Genomic DNA, 15173 nt, shown 5'->3' with positions numbered 1-15173 from the left:
GCGCTACAGATTGACTACCGACCAGGCTTCCCGGCTCACCCCAGCCAGAATACACGAGGCCGCCGCGCCTTCGGGGCCGAATCGGGCCGGCCCCGACGGGTAGAGCCTACGATTGGATCGACGAAGGAGACGCCGTGACCGACGCAGCACCCACAGCACCCGACACCGCAGACGAGACCCCCGCGAGCTCTCTCGACACCCTGATCGCGACCGTCGCCCGCCTCCGCGGACCCGGCGGCTGCGCGTGGGATGCGGAGCAGACCCACGAATCCCTTGTGCGGTACCTCGTGGAGGAATCCCACGAGCTGCTCGAGGCGATCGAGTCGGGCAGTCGCAACGACCTGCTCGAAGAACTCGGCGACGTGCTCTATCAGGTGCTTTTCCATGCGGACCTTGCCGCGCATACGAGTGGCGAGAACTTCGATATTCAGGATGTGGCGCAGCATATGAACGCCAAGATGATCGGCCGGCATCCTCATGTCTTCGGTGACCTGCGCCTCGAGACGGCGGCGGACGTCACCGCGGCGTGGGACGGGTTCAAGGCCGAGGAGAAACCGGAGCGCACGAGTGTGCTCGATGGGATCCCGGTCGGCATGCCGTCGCTGGCCCTGGCCGACAAGGTTCTCGGTCGCGCCGAAAAGATCGGTTTGCTCGAGGCCGGAGACTCCTTCCCGCTCCCGATCGACAGTGAAGATCAGCTCGGGCCGCTCCTGCTTGCCATCGTTTCGACGGCGAGGTCGCAGGGCCTCGACGCGGAGCGGGCGCTGCGCGGAGCCCTCCGCGACCTGCAGGGCGAGATTCGGGAGGCCGAAGCCGCCATGTCCCCGAACACGGAACGCGCGGCCGACGTCGATTCCTTCGATGCCGGCATCGTCGCCCTGCCCAGCTCGATCCAGCATTAGGGTGCCCATGCTGGTGCATCCCGCCGCGGTGCGGGTAGCGTCACTGTATGAGCGAGACATCCTTCAACGCACTCCTGTCCACCCAAATCGGCAATGAGTTTGCCGCATCGCAGCAGTACATCGCCATCGCCGTGTGGTTCGACACGCAGGCGCTGCCCCAACTGGCCGGCCACTTCTACCGCCAGTCCATTGAAGAGCGCAACCACGCGATGATGCTCGTGCAGTACCGCATGGACCGCGACCTGGAGGTTGTGATCCCGGGCATCCCCGCCGTGCAGAACACCTTCGGAAACGCCGTCGAACCGATCGCCCTCGCCCTGGGGCAGGAACGCCAGGTCACAACGCAGATCGAGGCACTGTTCCGTGCCGCACGTGCCGACGGGGACGCGCTCGGGGAGCAGGCCATGCTGTGGTTCCTCAAGGAACAGGTCGAGGAGATCGCCTCGATGTCGACGCTCCTCACCATCGCCGAGCGCGCCGGCGACAACCTCTTCGACATTGAGAACTACATCGCACGGGAGACGGTCGGTGACGGGGGAGCCGAAACGGGCGCACCCGGGGCGGCCGGCGGCGCCCTCTGACCGTTGCCTGACCCGCACGAGCGGGGCGGCGTTACCTGACAGAATTGGGGCATGGCCTCACCAGTAACCCCGCCCCGTGGCATGCGCGACTTCCTTCCGGCCGACAAGGCCTCCAGGGAGCGTGCCCTCGGAGTGATTCGCGAGAGTTTCGCCCTGCACGGTTTCGACGAGATCGAAACCCCGGTCATGGAGGACGCCGCTCGTCTGCATTCCGGCCTCGGGGGCGACAACGAGAAGCTCGCCTTCGCGGTGATGAAGCGGGGCCTCCAGGCGGCGGATGTCGCGGCCGCCGTTGCAGACGATGACGTCCTGTCGCTGGCCGATCTGGGCCTTCGGTTCGACCTGACGGTTCCGCTCGCGCGGTTCTACGCCAGCCATCGCGCCGAACTGCCCGCCGTCTTCCGCTCCATTCAGATCGCGCCCGTCTGGCGTGCCGAACGCCCGCAGAAGGGGCGCTACCGGCAGTTCGTGCAGTGTGACATCGATGTGATCGGCGAGGCCGGCCCGCTCGCCGAGATCGAACTGATCACCGCGACCGCGGCGACCCTCGACAAGCTCGGGCTCGGCGGCTGTTCCATCCGCATCAACGACCGGCGCATCCTGTCCACGATGCTCGCCCACTGGGGCGTGGCCTCCGAGCTCACCGAGCGCGCCCTCATCACGATCGACAAGCTGGACAAGATCGGCGTGGACGGGGTCGTCACCGAGCTGGGTGCACTCGGAGTCGGCACCGACGGCATTGCGGAGGCGCTGGGCGCCCTCAACGGGATAGATGGTTCCGGCTGGGGCATCGGCGCCGCCAAGCCCGACTGGCTCGATGGGGCGGCCTTCGCTGACCTCGGCGCCCTGCGCCAGGCGATGCCGGGCGTGGACCTCGTCTTCGACCCGACCCTGGTACGCGGGATGGGCTACTACACCGGCACCATCTTCGAGATCTCGCACCCCACCCTCGGCTACTCGCTCGGAGGCGGCGGCCGGTATGACGGCATGATCGGACGCTTTCTCGGCACGGATGTTCCGGCGTGCGGGTTCTCGATCGGTTTCGAGCGCATCGTCGACCTGCTCGGTGCCGACGAGGCATCCGCCGCCAACGCCGTCGTGCTGGTGCACGACAAGGACGCAGATCCGGCTCACCTCGTGGCGCTGAAGACCTCCCTCGTCGCCGGGGGACTGCGTGTGCGGTTGGAACGGCGCACCAAGAACCTCAAGGCGCTGCTCGACCGGGCAGCCGAGGCCGGATTCGGCCGATTCGCATTCGTGACGGCCGGAACCGTGAGCGCCGCGGACCTGGACTTCAAGGCCCTCGGCACCTGAAGACACTGACGGTTTCGGCCACTGGCTTTGGATAGACTGACCGAGGATGACACCATCACCCCAAGCTTTAGGAGACAGTTGTGGCCCTGATTGAGGCAGTAGACGCACGCGAAATTCTCGATTCCCGAGGAAACCCCACTATCGAGGTCGAGGTCCTGTTGGACGACGGCACCGTGAGCCGCGCCGCCGTTCCCTCTGGCGCATCGACCGGAGTGTTCGAGGCGTACGAGCTTCGCGACGGCGACAAGGGCCGCTACCTCGGCAAGGGCGTGCTCCAGGCGGTTGACTCCGTCATCGAAGAGCTCGGCCTCGCCGTCGAAGACATCGACGCGACAGACCAGCGAGTCGTCGACATGGTTCTCAACGAAACCGACGGCACCGACAACAAGGAGCGCCTCGGCGCCAACGCCATTCTCGGCGTGAGCCTCGCCGTGGCCAAGGCCGCAGCGAGTTCCGCGGGACTGCCCCTGTTCCGCTACCTCGGCGGCCCGAACGCGCACACCCTGCCGGTGCCGCTGATGAACATCATCAACGGCGGCTCCCACGCCGACAACGACGTGGACATCCAGGAATTCATGATCGTTCCCCTCGGTGCCGACTCCTTCCGCGAGGGACTGCGCTGGGGCGTCGAGACGTACCACGCGCTCAAGGGCCTGCTGCAGTCCAAGGGACTCGCCACCGGCCTCGGCGACGAGGGCGGCTTCGCGCCGAACCTGCCGAGCAACCGCGCGGCACTCGACCTGATTGTCGAAGCCATCGAGATCGCCGGTTTCGTTCCCGGAAAAGACATCGCCCTGGCCCTCGACTGCGCGGCGAGCGAGTTCTTCGCCGATGGCGTCTACACGTTCGAGGGCAAGAAGCTCTCGGCCGAGGAACTGTCCGCGTACTACGCGGAACTGGTCGCCGCGTACCCGCTCGTGTCGATCGAAGACCCGCTGGAAGAAGACGACTGGGACGGCTACGTGCACCTCACGCAGCAGCTCGGCGACAAGGTGCAGATCGTCGGAGACGACCTGTTCGTCACGAACCCGGTGCGCCTCGCGAAGGGCCTCGAGCTGAAAGCCGGAAACTCCATCCTGGTGAAGGTCAACCAGATCGGCACCCTCACCGAGACCATGGATGCGGTGTCGCTCGCCCAGCGCAGCGGATACACCGCCATCATCTCGCACCGTTCGGGTGAGACCGAAGACACATTCATCGCCGACCTCGCGGTGGCAACGGACTCCGGCCAGATCAAGACCGGCGCACCGGCCCGCAGCGAGCGCGTGGCGAAGTACAACCAGCTGCTGCGCATCGAAGAAGAGCTCGGCGAGGCCGCGGTCTACGCGGGTCGCTCGGCTTTCCCGCGCTTCACGGCGTAATCGTTCGACAGCCGCGTCTCGACAGGCTCCACCGCCTCGACCGGCACGGCAACTGACAGAAGGGAGCTCCCGTTGGCCACCAGACCCACGGTCCGGGAGCTCCCGACCGCCGAACCGGCCGAAACGCCGGTCGGCGGCTGGCTGCGCGGCATCCACTTCTCCGGTTTCTCACTGGTGATGATGATCATCCTCGTGTTGGCGGTTGTCGTGCTCGCCCCGAGCCTGCGCACCTATGCCGAACAGCGCCAGCAGATCAGCGCCCTCAACGCGGCGGTGAGCGAGCAGCAGGCCACGGTCGACAAGTTCACGGCCGAACGGGAACGATGGAACGATCGCACCTACGTCACGACGCAGGCGCGGGACCGGCTTTCGTATGTGAAGCCCGGCGACATAAGCTTTCTGGTGATCAACGATCTACCGGTTCCCGTGGTGGGAGCCGACGCGCCGGCGACGGTGAGCACAGACATTCAAGACACAAAAATCGATTGGTTGGGATCCCTGTTCGCCTCCGCGATGACGGCCGGTCTTGCCCCGAAGGCGGCAGCGCAATGACCACACCACCGTTCGACCCGTTTACCGAAGCCGACATCGCCCTCGTGACCGCCCAGCTGGGACGCCCGGCCCGCAACGTCGTCGGCATCGCGGCCCGCTGCGTGTGTGGCGCGCCCACGGTCGTGGCGACCGCGCCGCGTCTGGCCGACGGCACCCCGTTCCCCACCACCTACTACCTGTGCCACCCCGCAGCCACCGCCGCCATTTCGCAGCTCGAGGCCACCCAGGTGATGAACGAGTACAACCAACTGCTCGCGGACGATGAGAGCGTTCGCATCGCCTACCAGGCCGCCCACGAGAGCTTTCTGGCCGATCGTGCACTGCTCGGCGACGTGCCCGAAATCGCCGGTGTCTCGTCCGGTGGAATGCCTGTACGCGTCAAATGCCTCCACGCTCTCGCCGGCCACGCCCTGGCGGCCGGTCCCGGGGTCAACCCGATCGGCGACCTCGCACTGGAACGCTGCACATGGACGCCCCTCGTGTGTGAGTGCATCGACTACTCGGCGGCGGATTCGGCAGCCGAGTGACGGGAGCGTGGCGACGGCTCGGCGTGGTGCTCGGCGTTGTACTGGCGGCCTCTGTCGTCGGCGGCTCCGTCGTTCTTGACGCCCCGGCCGCCCACGCCGACCAGATACGCGACCTGGAATACTGGCTCGCGGACTACGGTTTCTCCGAAGCGTGGAACACCACCCGGGGAGCCGGGGTGACCGTGGCCATCATCGATACGGGCATCGACGGCAGTGTCGTCGAGCTCAGCGGAGCCGTGATCGGGGGCACGGATGTCTCGGGTCTGGGCTCCAGCAATGGTCAAACTCCGGTGGGCGGCGACGCCCAGGACAGCGGACACGGCACGATGGTTGCCTCACTGCTCGCCGGTCGCGGCACCGGCGACGGAGCCGGTTTGATCGGAGTCGCGCCCGAAGCGACTCTCCTGTCGGTCTCCGTGGCCTTTGGCGAGTCGTCGTCCGCGGTGAGCAACGACGACCAGATCGCCCAGGGCATCCGTTGGGCCGTGGACAACGGGGCAGACGTCATCAACATGTCCCTGACCCGCAACACACTCTTCTGGCCGCAAAGCTGGGACGACGCCTTTCTCTATGCCTTCGAAAACGACGTCGTCGTGGTCGCGGCGGCCGGCAACCGTGGCAGCGGAACCACGGAGGTCGGTGCCCCGGCGACGATTCCCGGGGTGCTCACGGTCGCCGGTGTCGACCGCGACAAGACGGCCAGTTTTGACGCCTCTTCGCAGGGAATCACCATTGCCGTAGCGGCCCCCAGTGAAAAACTCGTGGGCGCGGTTCCGGGCGGCAGCTACGTGCTCTGGGACGGCACGAGTGCCGCCGCACCGATCGTGTCGGGCCTGGTGGCCCTGGTCCGCGCGGCGCACCCCCAACTGTCCGCGGCGGAGGTGATGAATCGCGTGATCGAGTCGGCGAATCCGAACGGACATGACACACCGAGCCCGATCTACGGAAACGGCCTGATCGACGCCACGGCGGCCGTCACCAGCTATGTGCCCCCCGCAACAGTGCAGACTCCGGCGGAACTCCTGACGGAGTGGATTCACCTGCATCGCCGGGCCGAGATTGCGGTCCAGCCCACCGAAACACCCTCGGTCGCGGCACCGGTCATGCCGAAGACAGACCCGGCGCTTCCCGCCCGGAACCTCGCCGCGGCGTGGCTCCCGAACCCCCTCACCCTGACCTATATCAGCCTGCCGCTCGCCGTCCTCGTGGGATTTGGTATCCTATTAGGATTGCTCGGCATTGGCGCCACTCGGCATATCAAGCGAATTCGCCGCAAATAGCCAGTATTTGCGCAAAATAATCATGTAGGAGGCCCACTCATCGTGCCCAAAATTCTCATTGTTGGTGGCGGCTACGCCGGTTTCTATACGGCCTGGAAGCTCGAGAAATGGCTGCGATCCGGCGAGGCAGAGGTCACCATCGTTGACCCGCTGCCGTACATGACCTACCAGCCGTTCCTGCCAGAGGTCGCCGCCGGGTCCATTGAACCGCGCCACGCGGTCGTCTCGCAGCGTCGCCACCTCAAGAAGACCAACGTCGTCACCGCCAAGGTGACCCACATCAACCACGCCGAGAAGAAGGCCACGATTACGCCGACGATCGGCGAGCCGTGGGACTTCGACTACGACATCGTCGTTGTCACCGCCGGTGCCGTGTCGCGCACCTTCCCGATCCCGGGCGTCGCCGACCAGGCAATCGGCCTCAAGACCATCGAGGAAGCGGTCGCGATTCGCGATCGCGTGCTGACGAACTTCGACAAGGCCGCCGCGCTTCCCGCCGGACCCGAGCGTGAGCGTCTGCTCACCTTCGTCGTCGTCGGTGGTGGATTCGCCGGTATCGAGGTCTTCGCCGAGCTGCGTTCCTTCGCGACATCGCTGCTCACCTCGTATCCCGAGATCAGCTTCGATGAGGTGCACTTCCACCTGATCGAGGCCATGGGACGCATCATGCCCGAGGTTTCGCTCAAGACGAGCCTGTGGGTCATCGACAACCTCGCCGCCCGCGGCGCACAGATCCACCTCGACACGCAGCTGTCCAGCGCCGTCGATGGTGTCGTCGAGCTCTCCACCGGAGAGAGCTTCGCAACCGATCTCATCGTATGGACCGCCGGCGTCATGGCGAACCCCACCATCGTGCGCCACACCGACCTTCCGATCGAGGAGCGCGGACGTCTGCAGGTGCGGGCCGACCTGCGCGTCGGAACCGAAGACGACTTCATCGTCGACGCGTGGGGTGCCGGAGACGTCAGCGCCGTTCCCGACCTCAGCGGTGGCGGAGTGGGCGGCAACTGCGTTCCCAACGCCCAGCACGCCGTACGCCAGGGCAAGCTGCTCGCCAAGAACATCGTGGCGGTGCTGCGTGGCGAAGGCCCCAAGGAATACCTGCACAAGAACCTCGGAGCCGTCGCCGGTCTCGGCGTCGGAATCGGTGTGTTCCAGTCCGGCACAATCGCGATCACGGGCCTCCCGGCGTGGTTCGCGCACCGTGGATACCACGGCATGGCCATGCCGAGCTGGGAACGCAAGCTGCGCGTCGTGTGGGGCTGGGTCAACAACTTCTTCCTCGGCCGCGACATCGTGTCCCTGAGCGCCGTTCAGACCCCCCGCGCCGTCTTCGAGGAATTCGCCTCACGCCCGAAGCCCCCGGCCGAGGCAGCTGCCCCCGCGGCAGCAGCGCCGCGGGCACCCCGTGCGCCGCGCGCCCCGCGCAAGCCCACGGCCAAAAAGGCCGCAAAGCCTGCCGAGGCGGGCTCCGCGACCCCGTCGGCGGCACCCGAGTCGGCCGAAACCGACGCTGTTGTGGAAGAGATCATCGCCGAGCGCGCCGCCGCCGAGGCATCCGCCTCGAAGTAACGCCCGTCACGGTGTGCGTGGCGCACCGTTTACGCTAGAAGCGTTCGAGAACGTTCGAACGCGCCCCCGTAGCCCAATCGGCAGAGGCAAACGACTTAAAATCGTTCAAGTCTGGGTTCAAATCCCAGTGGGGGCACCACCGAGAATCGACGGTCACCGGCCGAGGGCCTCGAGCGTTGCGATGATCTCGTCGCCGCGAGCGAGGTAATCCTGGAGTTTCCTGCGTCGCTCCAGCGCCTGCCCGATATACCCGTCGAGTTCGCCGCGGACGGCCGGCGTGCCTGCCGCGGTGTCGTCGCTGCGCAGGGTGGCGATGAGCTGCAGGATGCCGGCCATGTCTTCCAGCGAGAATCCCAGGGCCTTGATCTGCCGGATCAACAGGAGACGGTCCAGATCGTCGGCGGTGTAGAGACGGAAGCCGCCCTCGGACCGGCCGGAGGGCTTGAGCAGTCCGACGTCGTCATAGTGCCGAATCGTGCGCAGGGACATCGTGCTCTTCTCGGCCAGTTCGCCAATGTGCATGATCATGTTCGGCGCTTGCTCCGTTGTCATTCGCGGTTTCCGACTTTCTCTCGTGTCGACTCTACCCTTACGTTAGGGTAGAGTGCGTATCAGGCCGAAGTTTCACAGTAAGCCAGTCTTTCCACGTACTGCCTCCGGCGCTCGTGGCGCGCTCGTCGAAGAGCGAAATCCGCATCCCCGTTCTGATTCCGATCGGACGCTCGTTTACTGGAGATTTTCATGGCAATCGCCCCACGGCCAGGCACGGCCAGCCGCTACGCCCCCAATCCGTCCGTGATGACCGCGCTGCGGTCGCCGCGGTTGCTGACCCGGGAGGTGCTGGCCGGCCTCGTCGTGGCGATGGCGCTCATTCCCGAGGCGATCGCGTTCTCGGTCATTGCCGGCGTCGACCCGCGACTGGGATTGTTCTCGTCGTTCGTCATGGCGGTGTCTATCGCGTTCCTCGGTGGGCGCCCGGCGATGATCACCGCGGCGACCGGTGCCGTTGCGCTGGTGATCGCCCCGGTCGCCCGGGACTACGGCATGGAGTACTTCATCGCCACGGTGATCCTGGCGGGAATCTTCCAGATTCTGCTCGCGGTTCTGGGCGTGGCGAAGCTGATGCGCTTCATTCCGCGCAGCGTCATGGTGGGTTTCGTGAACGCCCTGGCCATTTTGATTTTCACATCGCAGCTGCCGCAGCTGCTGAGCGTGCCGTTCATGGTCTACCCGCTCGTGGCCGTGGGGATCATCATCATGATCGTGATGCCGCGCATCACCAAGGTCGTTCCGGCGCCGCTCGTGGCCATCGTGGTGCTGACCATCGCGACGGTCGTCATTGCCATCAACGTGCCGACCATCGGTGATCAGGGTGAACTGCCCACCACATTGCCGCAGTGGATTTTCCCGGACGTGCCGCTGACCCTCGAAACCTTCCGGATCATCGCGCCGTTCTCCCTCGGCATGGCCCTGGTCGGTATCCTCGAATCCCTGATGGCGGCCAAACTCGTCGACGAGATCACCGACACCCACTCCCGCAAGACCAGAGAGGCCTGGGGCCAGGGCGTGTCGAACATGCTCTCCGGCTTCTTCGGCGGGATGGGCGGTTGCGCGATGATCGGCCAGACGATGATCAACGTGAAGGCGTCCGGTGCCCGCACCCGCATCTCCACGTTCCTCGCCGGGGTCTTCCTGCTCGTGCTCGTTCTGGGTCTGGGCGACCTGCTCGCCGTCGTGCCGATGGCTGCCCTGGTGTCGGTGATGATCATCGTGTCGTACCTGACCTTCGACTGGCACAGCATCCGCCCCTCCACACTGAAGCGGATGCCCAAGAGCGAAACGACCGTCATGGTCGCCACCGTCATCGTCATCGTCGCCACGCACAACCTCGCCATCGGTGTTGTCGTCGGCGTGATCATCGCCATGGTCGCCTTCGCCCGCCGGGTCGCGCACCTCGTGACCGTCGAGCGCACCCTGCCCGAGGCGGCAGAGGTCCCCACCGCGCTGTACACGGTGGACGGGGCCCTGTTCTTCGCGTCGAGCAACGACCTGACGACGCAGTTCTACTATCACGACGACCCCGACCACATCGTGATCGACATTTCCGCGTCGCACATCTGGGATGCCTCCACCGTCGCCGCCCTCGACGCGATCACCACGAAGTACGACCGCCAGGGTAAAACCGTCGAGATCATCGGCATGAATGAGGCCAGCAGCAAACTGCACACCCGTCTCGGCGGCCACCTCGCCGGCGGACACTGATTCTGCCCTTTCGGGCGGGCTGTAAGCTGAATCTTTGTCCCGGGGCGCAGCGCCTGACGGACACCGCCGCGCGATGCGGCCGCTCGAAAGGAAACCATGAGCCTGATCAGGCTGAATGACGTCAGTGTTCGATTTGAAAAGACCCAGATCCTGCGCGAGGCGTTCCTCCGCCTCGAACCGGGTGATCGCGTGGGATTGATCGGCAAGAACGGGTCGGGCAAGTCGACGATTCTCAAGCTGATCCTCGACCAGGTTTCGCCCGACTCAGGCACGATCACGCTGGAGCCGGGCACCCGCGTCGGCTACTTTTCACAGTTCTCCGAGCTCAACGGTGCGTCGACGATCACCGACGTGCTCGACGCCCTGTTTGTCGACGTCAAGGCGGTCGAGGCGGAGCTCGCCGCCATCGATGCGGCGGTCGCCATCGATTCCTCCGCCGGCGCCGCTCTGGACGACCTGATCGCGCGTCAGGCCAGCCTGTTCGAGGACATGGACCGGCTGGACGGCTGGGACTACAAGCGCCACATTGACACGGCGCTTACGACGCTCGGCTTCGATCAGGCACACCGGGTGTGCGCCATCGACGACCTGTCCGGTGGATGGCGCAACCGCGCCGCCCTCGCCAAGCTCGTGCTCGAGGCGCCCGACGTGCTCCTGCTCGACGAACCGACCAACTACCTCGACGTTGCCGGTGTGGAGTGGCTTGAGGCCTGGTTCCGTGACTTCCGTGGCGCCGCCATCGTGGTCTCGCACGACCGCAAATTCCTTGACGCCATCGTCACACGCATCATCGAGGTCGAAAATTATCACCTGCACGAGTACCCCGGAAACTTCGGCGAGTACGTGGTGCAGAAGCAATTCCGACTCAAAACCCTCGATGCGCAGTTCGTGCACGAGTCAGAGCTGCTCGCGTTCGAGGCAGAGGGAATCTCCGACCGTCGCGAAGCCGCCAAGGCGGAAAGCCGCAAGCTCGGCAACAAGCTCGCCCACATCAAGAAGTCCAGGGCTCCCCGCCCCGTTGACCAGATCATCACCGAGATCTACGGGTCTCTTCACGTCAAAGACGCCCTGTGCCGGGTGGAACAGCTGAACAAGTCCTACGGGGACAAGGTGCTGTTCACCGACCTGACGTTCGAGATCCGCCGAGGCAATCGCATCCTCGTGCTCGGCCCCAACGGCAGCGGCAAGACGTCGTTGTTGCGGGTGCTGACCGGCGAGGAGCCCGCCGATTCCGGTTCCGTCAACTGGGCGTCCGGCGCGGGAGTCGTCTCGTACAACCAGGTTCTCGCCGAACTTGACGAGACCGACACGGTCAGTCACGCGGTCAACGCGATGCCGGGGAGCCTGGCCCTCATCGCCACACGCAAGTCGGTGAACCGCTTCCTCGCGATGTTCCAGTTTTCGGAGGCCGACCTCAAGCAGAAGATCGGCAACCTGTCCGGTGGGCAGCGAGCGCGGGTGGCGATGGCGCAATGCCTGCTCTCCGGCGCCTCCGTGCTGCTGCTCGACGAACCGACCAACCATCTGGACATGTCGAGTACCCAGGTGATGGAACGCGCCCTGCTGCACTTCCCGGGGGCCGTCGTGGTCGTGAGCCACGACCGCTTCTTCAGCGACAAAATAGCCAACCGGTATCTCGTCTTCGGTGCGGATGCGGCAGAGCCGGGAGAGATCGACGTTCGGGTCGCGTAGGACTGAGCGTTGCCGTTTCGGTGTCGCTCAGCTCAACCGGTCGAGGTAGCGAAGGATGATGCCCTCGCGCAGTGCCCACGGAGACACTTCCAGCTCCTCGGCCTTGAAGGCCGACATTGCCTCACCCAGCACGATGCCGCCGGCGACGATTTGGAATGTGCGATCCGCGGTGATTCCCGGAAGCGCCGGCCGGGCATCGGCCGGGATGCGGGCCAGCCGAGGGACCCAATCGTTGAGCTGTGCACGTCCGAGGCGCAGCCGATCGCCGGAACCGACCGCGTCGGACGTGGAGCCGGCCAGTCGAGCGAGCGAGCGGATGGTCTTGGACGAACCGACGATGTGGTGCGGCGCCCGGAGCGCGGAAAACTCGCCGACAGACTCCTTGAGCACCTTCGCGGCGTGATGCCGGAGCGCGGCGGCCTCGTCCGGCATCGGCGGGTCATGGTGCAGAAAACCGATGGTGGACCGGCCGGCGCCGAGCGGCAAGGACAGGGCGACATCGGGGACTTCCCCGGCACCGGATGCGATCTCGAGGGAACCCCCGCCGATGTCGAACAGGAGAATGTTCTCTGCCGACCAGCCATACCAGCGTCGAACCGCGAGGAACGTCAGTCGCGCTTCGTCGGCTCCGGACAGTACCTGGAGCGTGACGCCGGTTTCGCGTTCCACGCGATCCAGCAGCTCCGGTCCATTGGTGGCTTCGCGCAGCGCCGATGTGGCGAAGGGCAGGAGTTCGTCAATGTCATGCTGAGCGGCGAAGTCGGCCGCGTTTTGCACGGCCGTGAGCACGGCTGCGACACCCTCGTCGCTGATGGCACCGTCCGGCGTGATGTATCGCATCAGTCGCAGCACCGCTTTGTCGGCGGCCATCGGCACAGGAGGTGCGCCCGCGTGGGCGTCGACGATGAGTAGATGGACGGTATTCGACCCGACGTCGAGGACTCCTAAGCGCACATGTGAACGATAGCGCCTGTCAGAGTTGTGCGGGGGTCACGAACCGTTGCCACGCCCAGGCGCCCGCGCACAACGAGGCGAACACGCCGGCAGCCACCCAGAGCAGTGGTACCTGCCCGGCGCTCTGCCACACCTCGATCGCCGGGGACAACACGGCAAAGAGCAGCGTGAACGCGGCGACCATGAGGCCGGCCCACATCACGGGCGACCACGCGAGTACGCTTCGGCCGCTCGTGCGGCCGAGGGGCACGAGAACCAGCACAGCGGAACCAATGGACGCGAGCACCACCGTGTTCACGATTTCCGCGGCGAGAGTGCTGAGCAGCCCTGTGGTCTCCGGGAGTGCGCCGAGGGTGGCCCAGCCCGCAACCGAGACGGCGAGGAGGCTCGCGGCACGAACCGCGGCGAGCTGTCCACGCTGGACAATCGTCGGCCCGGCGGCAACCGTCACGCTGCCCAGAAGGCCGAACATGAACGCCGGGTGGATATCGAGCATGCGTGATCCGATCGCGGCGACGGCGACGAGCGCGAGGTAGCGCGGCAGAAAGGTGATGGTCGCGTCAATGTGCATCACCCGGGTGCTCCACCACAGGGGCACCACGGCGGCCGCGACGTTGACCAGCAGCAGTGCCACAATCACCGCGACGAGCAGACGCAGGTAGGCCGGCTGGGACAGCACGGGACCCGACAGCATCACCAGCGTGGCGGCGGCGACGAGCGCGGCCGCACCGAGAAGCCAGCGGTTCAACTGCACCGTGGGAGCGGTTTCGAATTCATCACGGGCTCGGTTGCGCCCCGCGATCGATGTGGCGGTCCACAGCGGACGTCCGCCCCGGGCACGGGAGATGGTTCCGGCCAGTAGTCGGGAGGGAACAGCCAACAGCAGCACCGCACCGAGGGCCAGAAGAACGGCCTGCAGCCACGGGAAGGGAGACGTCGTGAACGGCGACGAAACCGCAGCCGTGAACCGGGTGGGCGCATTCCACCGCCCGGCCTCCGCACTCGGAGCGGGAATCGCACTGGACGCCGAGGGGCTCGGCGAGGCGACCGGTGGGACGGCCTCATTCGTGGTGGGCGCGGACGGTGCCTCATCCGGGACAACGGTTGCCGCCGTTCCGCTCGGACTCGGGCGGGACGTCGGCGTGTGCGTGGCAGACGGGGCGCGCGGTGCCAGATACGACACCCTGACGGCGGGACTGCCCCGGCTCACATTCCCGGCAACGTCTTCCTGCACGGCCACGAGGGAGTACGACCCCGCGGCGATCCCACCGGCGGGGCAGGTCCACACGCCACCGCTGACGCTTGCGGTGCACACGGAGTAGGCGCCGGCAAACACAGTGACCGTCGCGCCGTTCTCGCCCGTGCCCCGGTAGGTCGTGCCCGTGACGGGTATCTGAGCCGCCGCCGCCGGGGCGGTGATGACCGGCGGACCCGGTCGGTCAACGTCGAACAATATCGCCACGACGGGACTCGCATGTGACGCGTTCTTGCCGCTGTAGTTGGTGTTCTGCCGTGCCGACACACTGCGGGACCCGCTCGACGTCACCCCGTCGAGATAGCAGGCCCAGGCGCCGGACACATCCGCCGTGGTCGTACAGTTGGCCGCGTTTGTCACGGTCAGGGTCACGGATGCCCCGGGGTGGCCGGTGCCGCGAACCAGGCCGTTCGAGACGCCACCGGTCACGGTGGGAGGCGCCAGGACCATGACCGTGATCTCGTGCGACAACGTCGAATCGCCCGTGACCACAACGCGCAGGGTCACCGCTGCGGAATTCGGCAGTGACGCCCCGGGGCAGGACCACAGGGGGGTGCCGTCGGGGGCGACGATGCACAGCGGATCGCCGCCGGCGGGGGAAAGCAGCTGTACCTCGGAGGACGCGTCGCGGGTACCGGACACGGTCGTGGTCGAACTGCCGACGAAATCCCCCGTCGCGGGGCTCGTGATGACGGGGTCGGTAATCGGGGTGGCCGTCGGAGTTTCGTTCGGCGCGGGGGTGGTGGTCTGCGTGGCTGTCGGGGTCGGGCTCGGAGCCGGGGTGGTGGCCGGTACGGACTTGCCGTCCGGTGACGGTGCGGCGAGCGCCCGGTGGGGTGCGCCGAGGGATGCCAGAGCGACGGCGAGCGTGACCAGAAGCAGCAGCGCAGCGCGCAGCATCCGGGGTCGCTGAGGCCGCGC

General features: G+C 66.3%; 13 protein-coding genes and 1 tRNA gene. 11 read left to right on the top strand and 3 right to left on the bottom strand.

The window, feature by feature from the left end; all coding sequences use genetic code 11:
* Positions 1 to 134: 134 nt before the first annotated feature.
* From AC1MB9_RS11465 to AC1MB9_RS11425, 9 genes are all read left to right on the top strand, one after another.
* Entirely contained in the window at positions 135 to 902 is a 768-nt protein-coding gene (locus tag AC1MB9_RS11465; RefSeq protein ID WP_479962080.1) for a nucleoside triphosphate pyrophosphohydrolase, read from the top strand.
* Positions 903 to 949: 47 nt separating this feature from the next.
* Complete coding sequence (locus tag AC1MB9_RS11460) at positions 950 to 1483, top strand: ferritin (protein ID WP_479962079.1); 534 nt, start codon at positions 950 to 952, stop codon at positions 1481 to 1483.
* A gap of 51 nt (positions 1484 to 1534) precedes the next feature.
* On the top strand, positions 1535 to 2797 hold the full coding sequence (hisS, locus tag AC1MB9_RS11455; RefSeq protein ID WP_479962078.1) for a histidine--tRNA ligase: 1263 nt from the start codon (positions 1535 to 1537) through the stop codon (positions 2795 to 2797).
* An 80-nt stretch (positions 2798 to 2877) separates the two neighbouring features.
* The gene (gene eno / locus AC1MB9_RS11450) at positions 2878 to 4158 is read left to right on the top strand and encodes a phosphopyruvate hydratase (protein WP_479962077.1); all 1281 of its coding nucleotides are present in this window, start codon (positions 2878 to 2880) and stop codon (positions 4156 to 4158) included.
* A 72-nt stretch (positions 4159 to 4230) separates the two neighbouring features.
* A complete protein-coding gene (locus tag AC1MB9_RS11445) occupies positions 4231 to 4710 on the top strand; it encodes an FtsB family cell division protein (protein WP_479962076.1) in 480 nt (159 codons plus the stop codon).
* Complete coding sequence (locus tag AC1MB9_RS11440) at positions 4707 to 5237, top strand: DUF501 domain-containing protein (RefSeq protein WP_479962075.1); 531 nt, start codon at positions 4707 to 4709, stop codon at positions 5235 to 5237. The genes AC1MB9_RS11445 and AC1MB9_RS11440 overlap by 4 nt, the downstream gene beginning before the upstream one ends.
* Positions 5198 to 6517 (top strand): S8 family serine peptidase, encoded by a 1320-nt coding sequence (locus AC1MB9_RS11435; RefSeq protein ID WP_479962074.1) that lies wholly within the window; start codon positions 5198 to 5200, stop codon positions 6515 to 6517. The genes AC1MB9_RS11440 and AC1MB9_RS11435 overlap by 40 nt, the downstream gene beginning before the upstream one ends.
* A gap of 42 nt (positions 6518 to 6559) precedes the next feature.
* The gene (locus AC1MB9_RS11430; protein ID WP_479962073.1) at positions 6560 to 8089 is read left to right on the top strand and encodes an NAD(P)/FAD-dependent oxidoreductase; all 1530 of its coding nucleotides are present in this window, start codon (positions 6560 to 6562) and stop codon (positions 8087 to 8089) included.
* Between the two features lie 62 nt (positions 8090 to 8151).
* A tRNA-Leu gene (locus AC1MB9_RS11425) sits at positions 8152 to 8228 on the top strand.
* A 14-nt stretch (positions 8229 to 8242) separates the two neighbouring features.
* Here AC1MB9_RS11425 and AC1MB9_RS11420 read toward each other — a convergent pair.
* Positions 8243 to 8641 carry a MerR family transcriptional regulator gene (locus tag AC1MB9_RS11420; RefSeq protein WP_479962072.1) on the bottom strand — a complete coding sequence of 133 codons (399 nt, stop codon included), beginning with the start codon at positions 8639 to 8641 and terminating at the stop codon, positions 8243 to 8245.
* 189 nt (positions 8642 to 8830) lie between these two features.
* On the opposite strand from AC1MB9_RS11420, the gene AC1MB9_RS11415 reads away from it, so the two are divergent.
* Entirely contained in the window at positions 8831 to 10351 is a 1521-nt protein-coding gene (locus tag AC1MB9_RS11415; protein ID WP_479962071.1) for a SulP family inorganic anion transporter, read from the top strand.
* 96 nt (positions 10352 to 10447) lie between these two features.
* Complete coding sequence (locus tag AC1MB9_RS11410) at positions 10448 to 12043, top strand: ABC-F family ATP-binding cassette domain-containing protein (RefSeq protein ID WP_479962070.1); 1596 nt, start codon at positions 10448 to 10450, stop codon at positions 12041 to 12043.
* A 27-nt stretch (positions 12044 to 12070) separates the two neighbouring features.
* On the opposite strand, the gene AC1MB9_RS11405 is transcribed toward AC1MB9_RS11410, so the two are convergent.
* On the bottom strand, positions 12071 to 12997 hold the full coding sequence (locus AC1MB9_RS11405) for a Ppx/GppA phosphatase family protein (RefSeq protein WP_479962069.1): 927 nt from the start codon (positions 12995 to 12997) through the stop codon (positions 12071 to 12073).
* A gap of 19 nt (positions 12998 to 13016) precedes the next feature.
* Positions 13017 to 15152, bottom strand: coding sequence for a hypothetical protein (locus AC1MB9_RS11400; protein WP_479962068.1), 2136 nt, complete (start codon positions 15150 to 15152; stop codon positions 13017 to 13019).
* Positions 15153 to 15173 lie beyond the last annotated feature (21 nt).

The sequence above is a fragment of the Cryobacterium sp. AP27 genome, assembly GCF_056680495.1.
The sequence above is the reverse complement of the archived record's forward strand: the minus strand, read 5'-3'. Positions and strand labels throughout refer to the sequence as shown.

What these genes read in the sequence shown, in the direction of transcription:
- AC1MB9_RS11460 (WP_479962079.1), top strand. Translation starts at nt 950, where the DNA reads ATGAGCGAGACATCCTTCAACGCACTCCTGTCCACCCAAATCGGCAAT.
- hisS (WP_479962078.1), top strand. Translation starts at nt 1,535, where the DNA reads ATGGCCTCACCAGTAACCCCGCCCCGTGGCATGCGCGACTTCCTTCCG.
- AC1MB9_RS11440 (WP_479962075.1), top strand. Translation starts at nt 4,707, where the DNA reads ATGACCACACCACCGTTCGACCCGTTTACCGAAGCCGACATCGCCCTC.
- AC1MB9_RS11420 (WP_479962072.1), bottom strand. Translation starts at nt 8,641, where the DNA reads ATGACAACGGAGCAAGCGCCGAACATGATCATGCACATTGGCGAACTG.
- AC1MB9_RS11415 (WP_479962071.1), top strand. Translation starts at nt 8,831, where the DNA reads ATGGCAATCGCCCCACGGCCAGGCACGGCCAGCCGCTACGCCCCCAAT.
- AC1MB9_RS11410 (WP_479962070.1), top strand. Translation starts at nt 10,448, where the DNA reads ATGAGCCTGATCAGGCTGAATGACGTCAGTGTTCGATTTGAAAAGACC.
- AC1MB9_RS11400 (WP_479962068.1), bottom strand. Translation starts at nt 15,152, where the DNA reads ATGCTGCGCGCTGCGCTGCTGCTTCTGGTCACGCTCGCCGTCGCTCTG.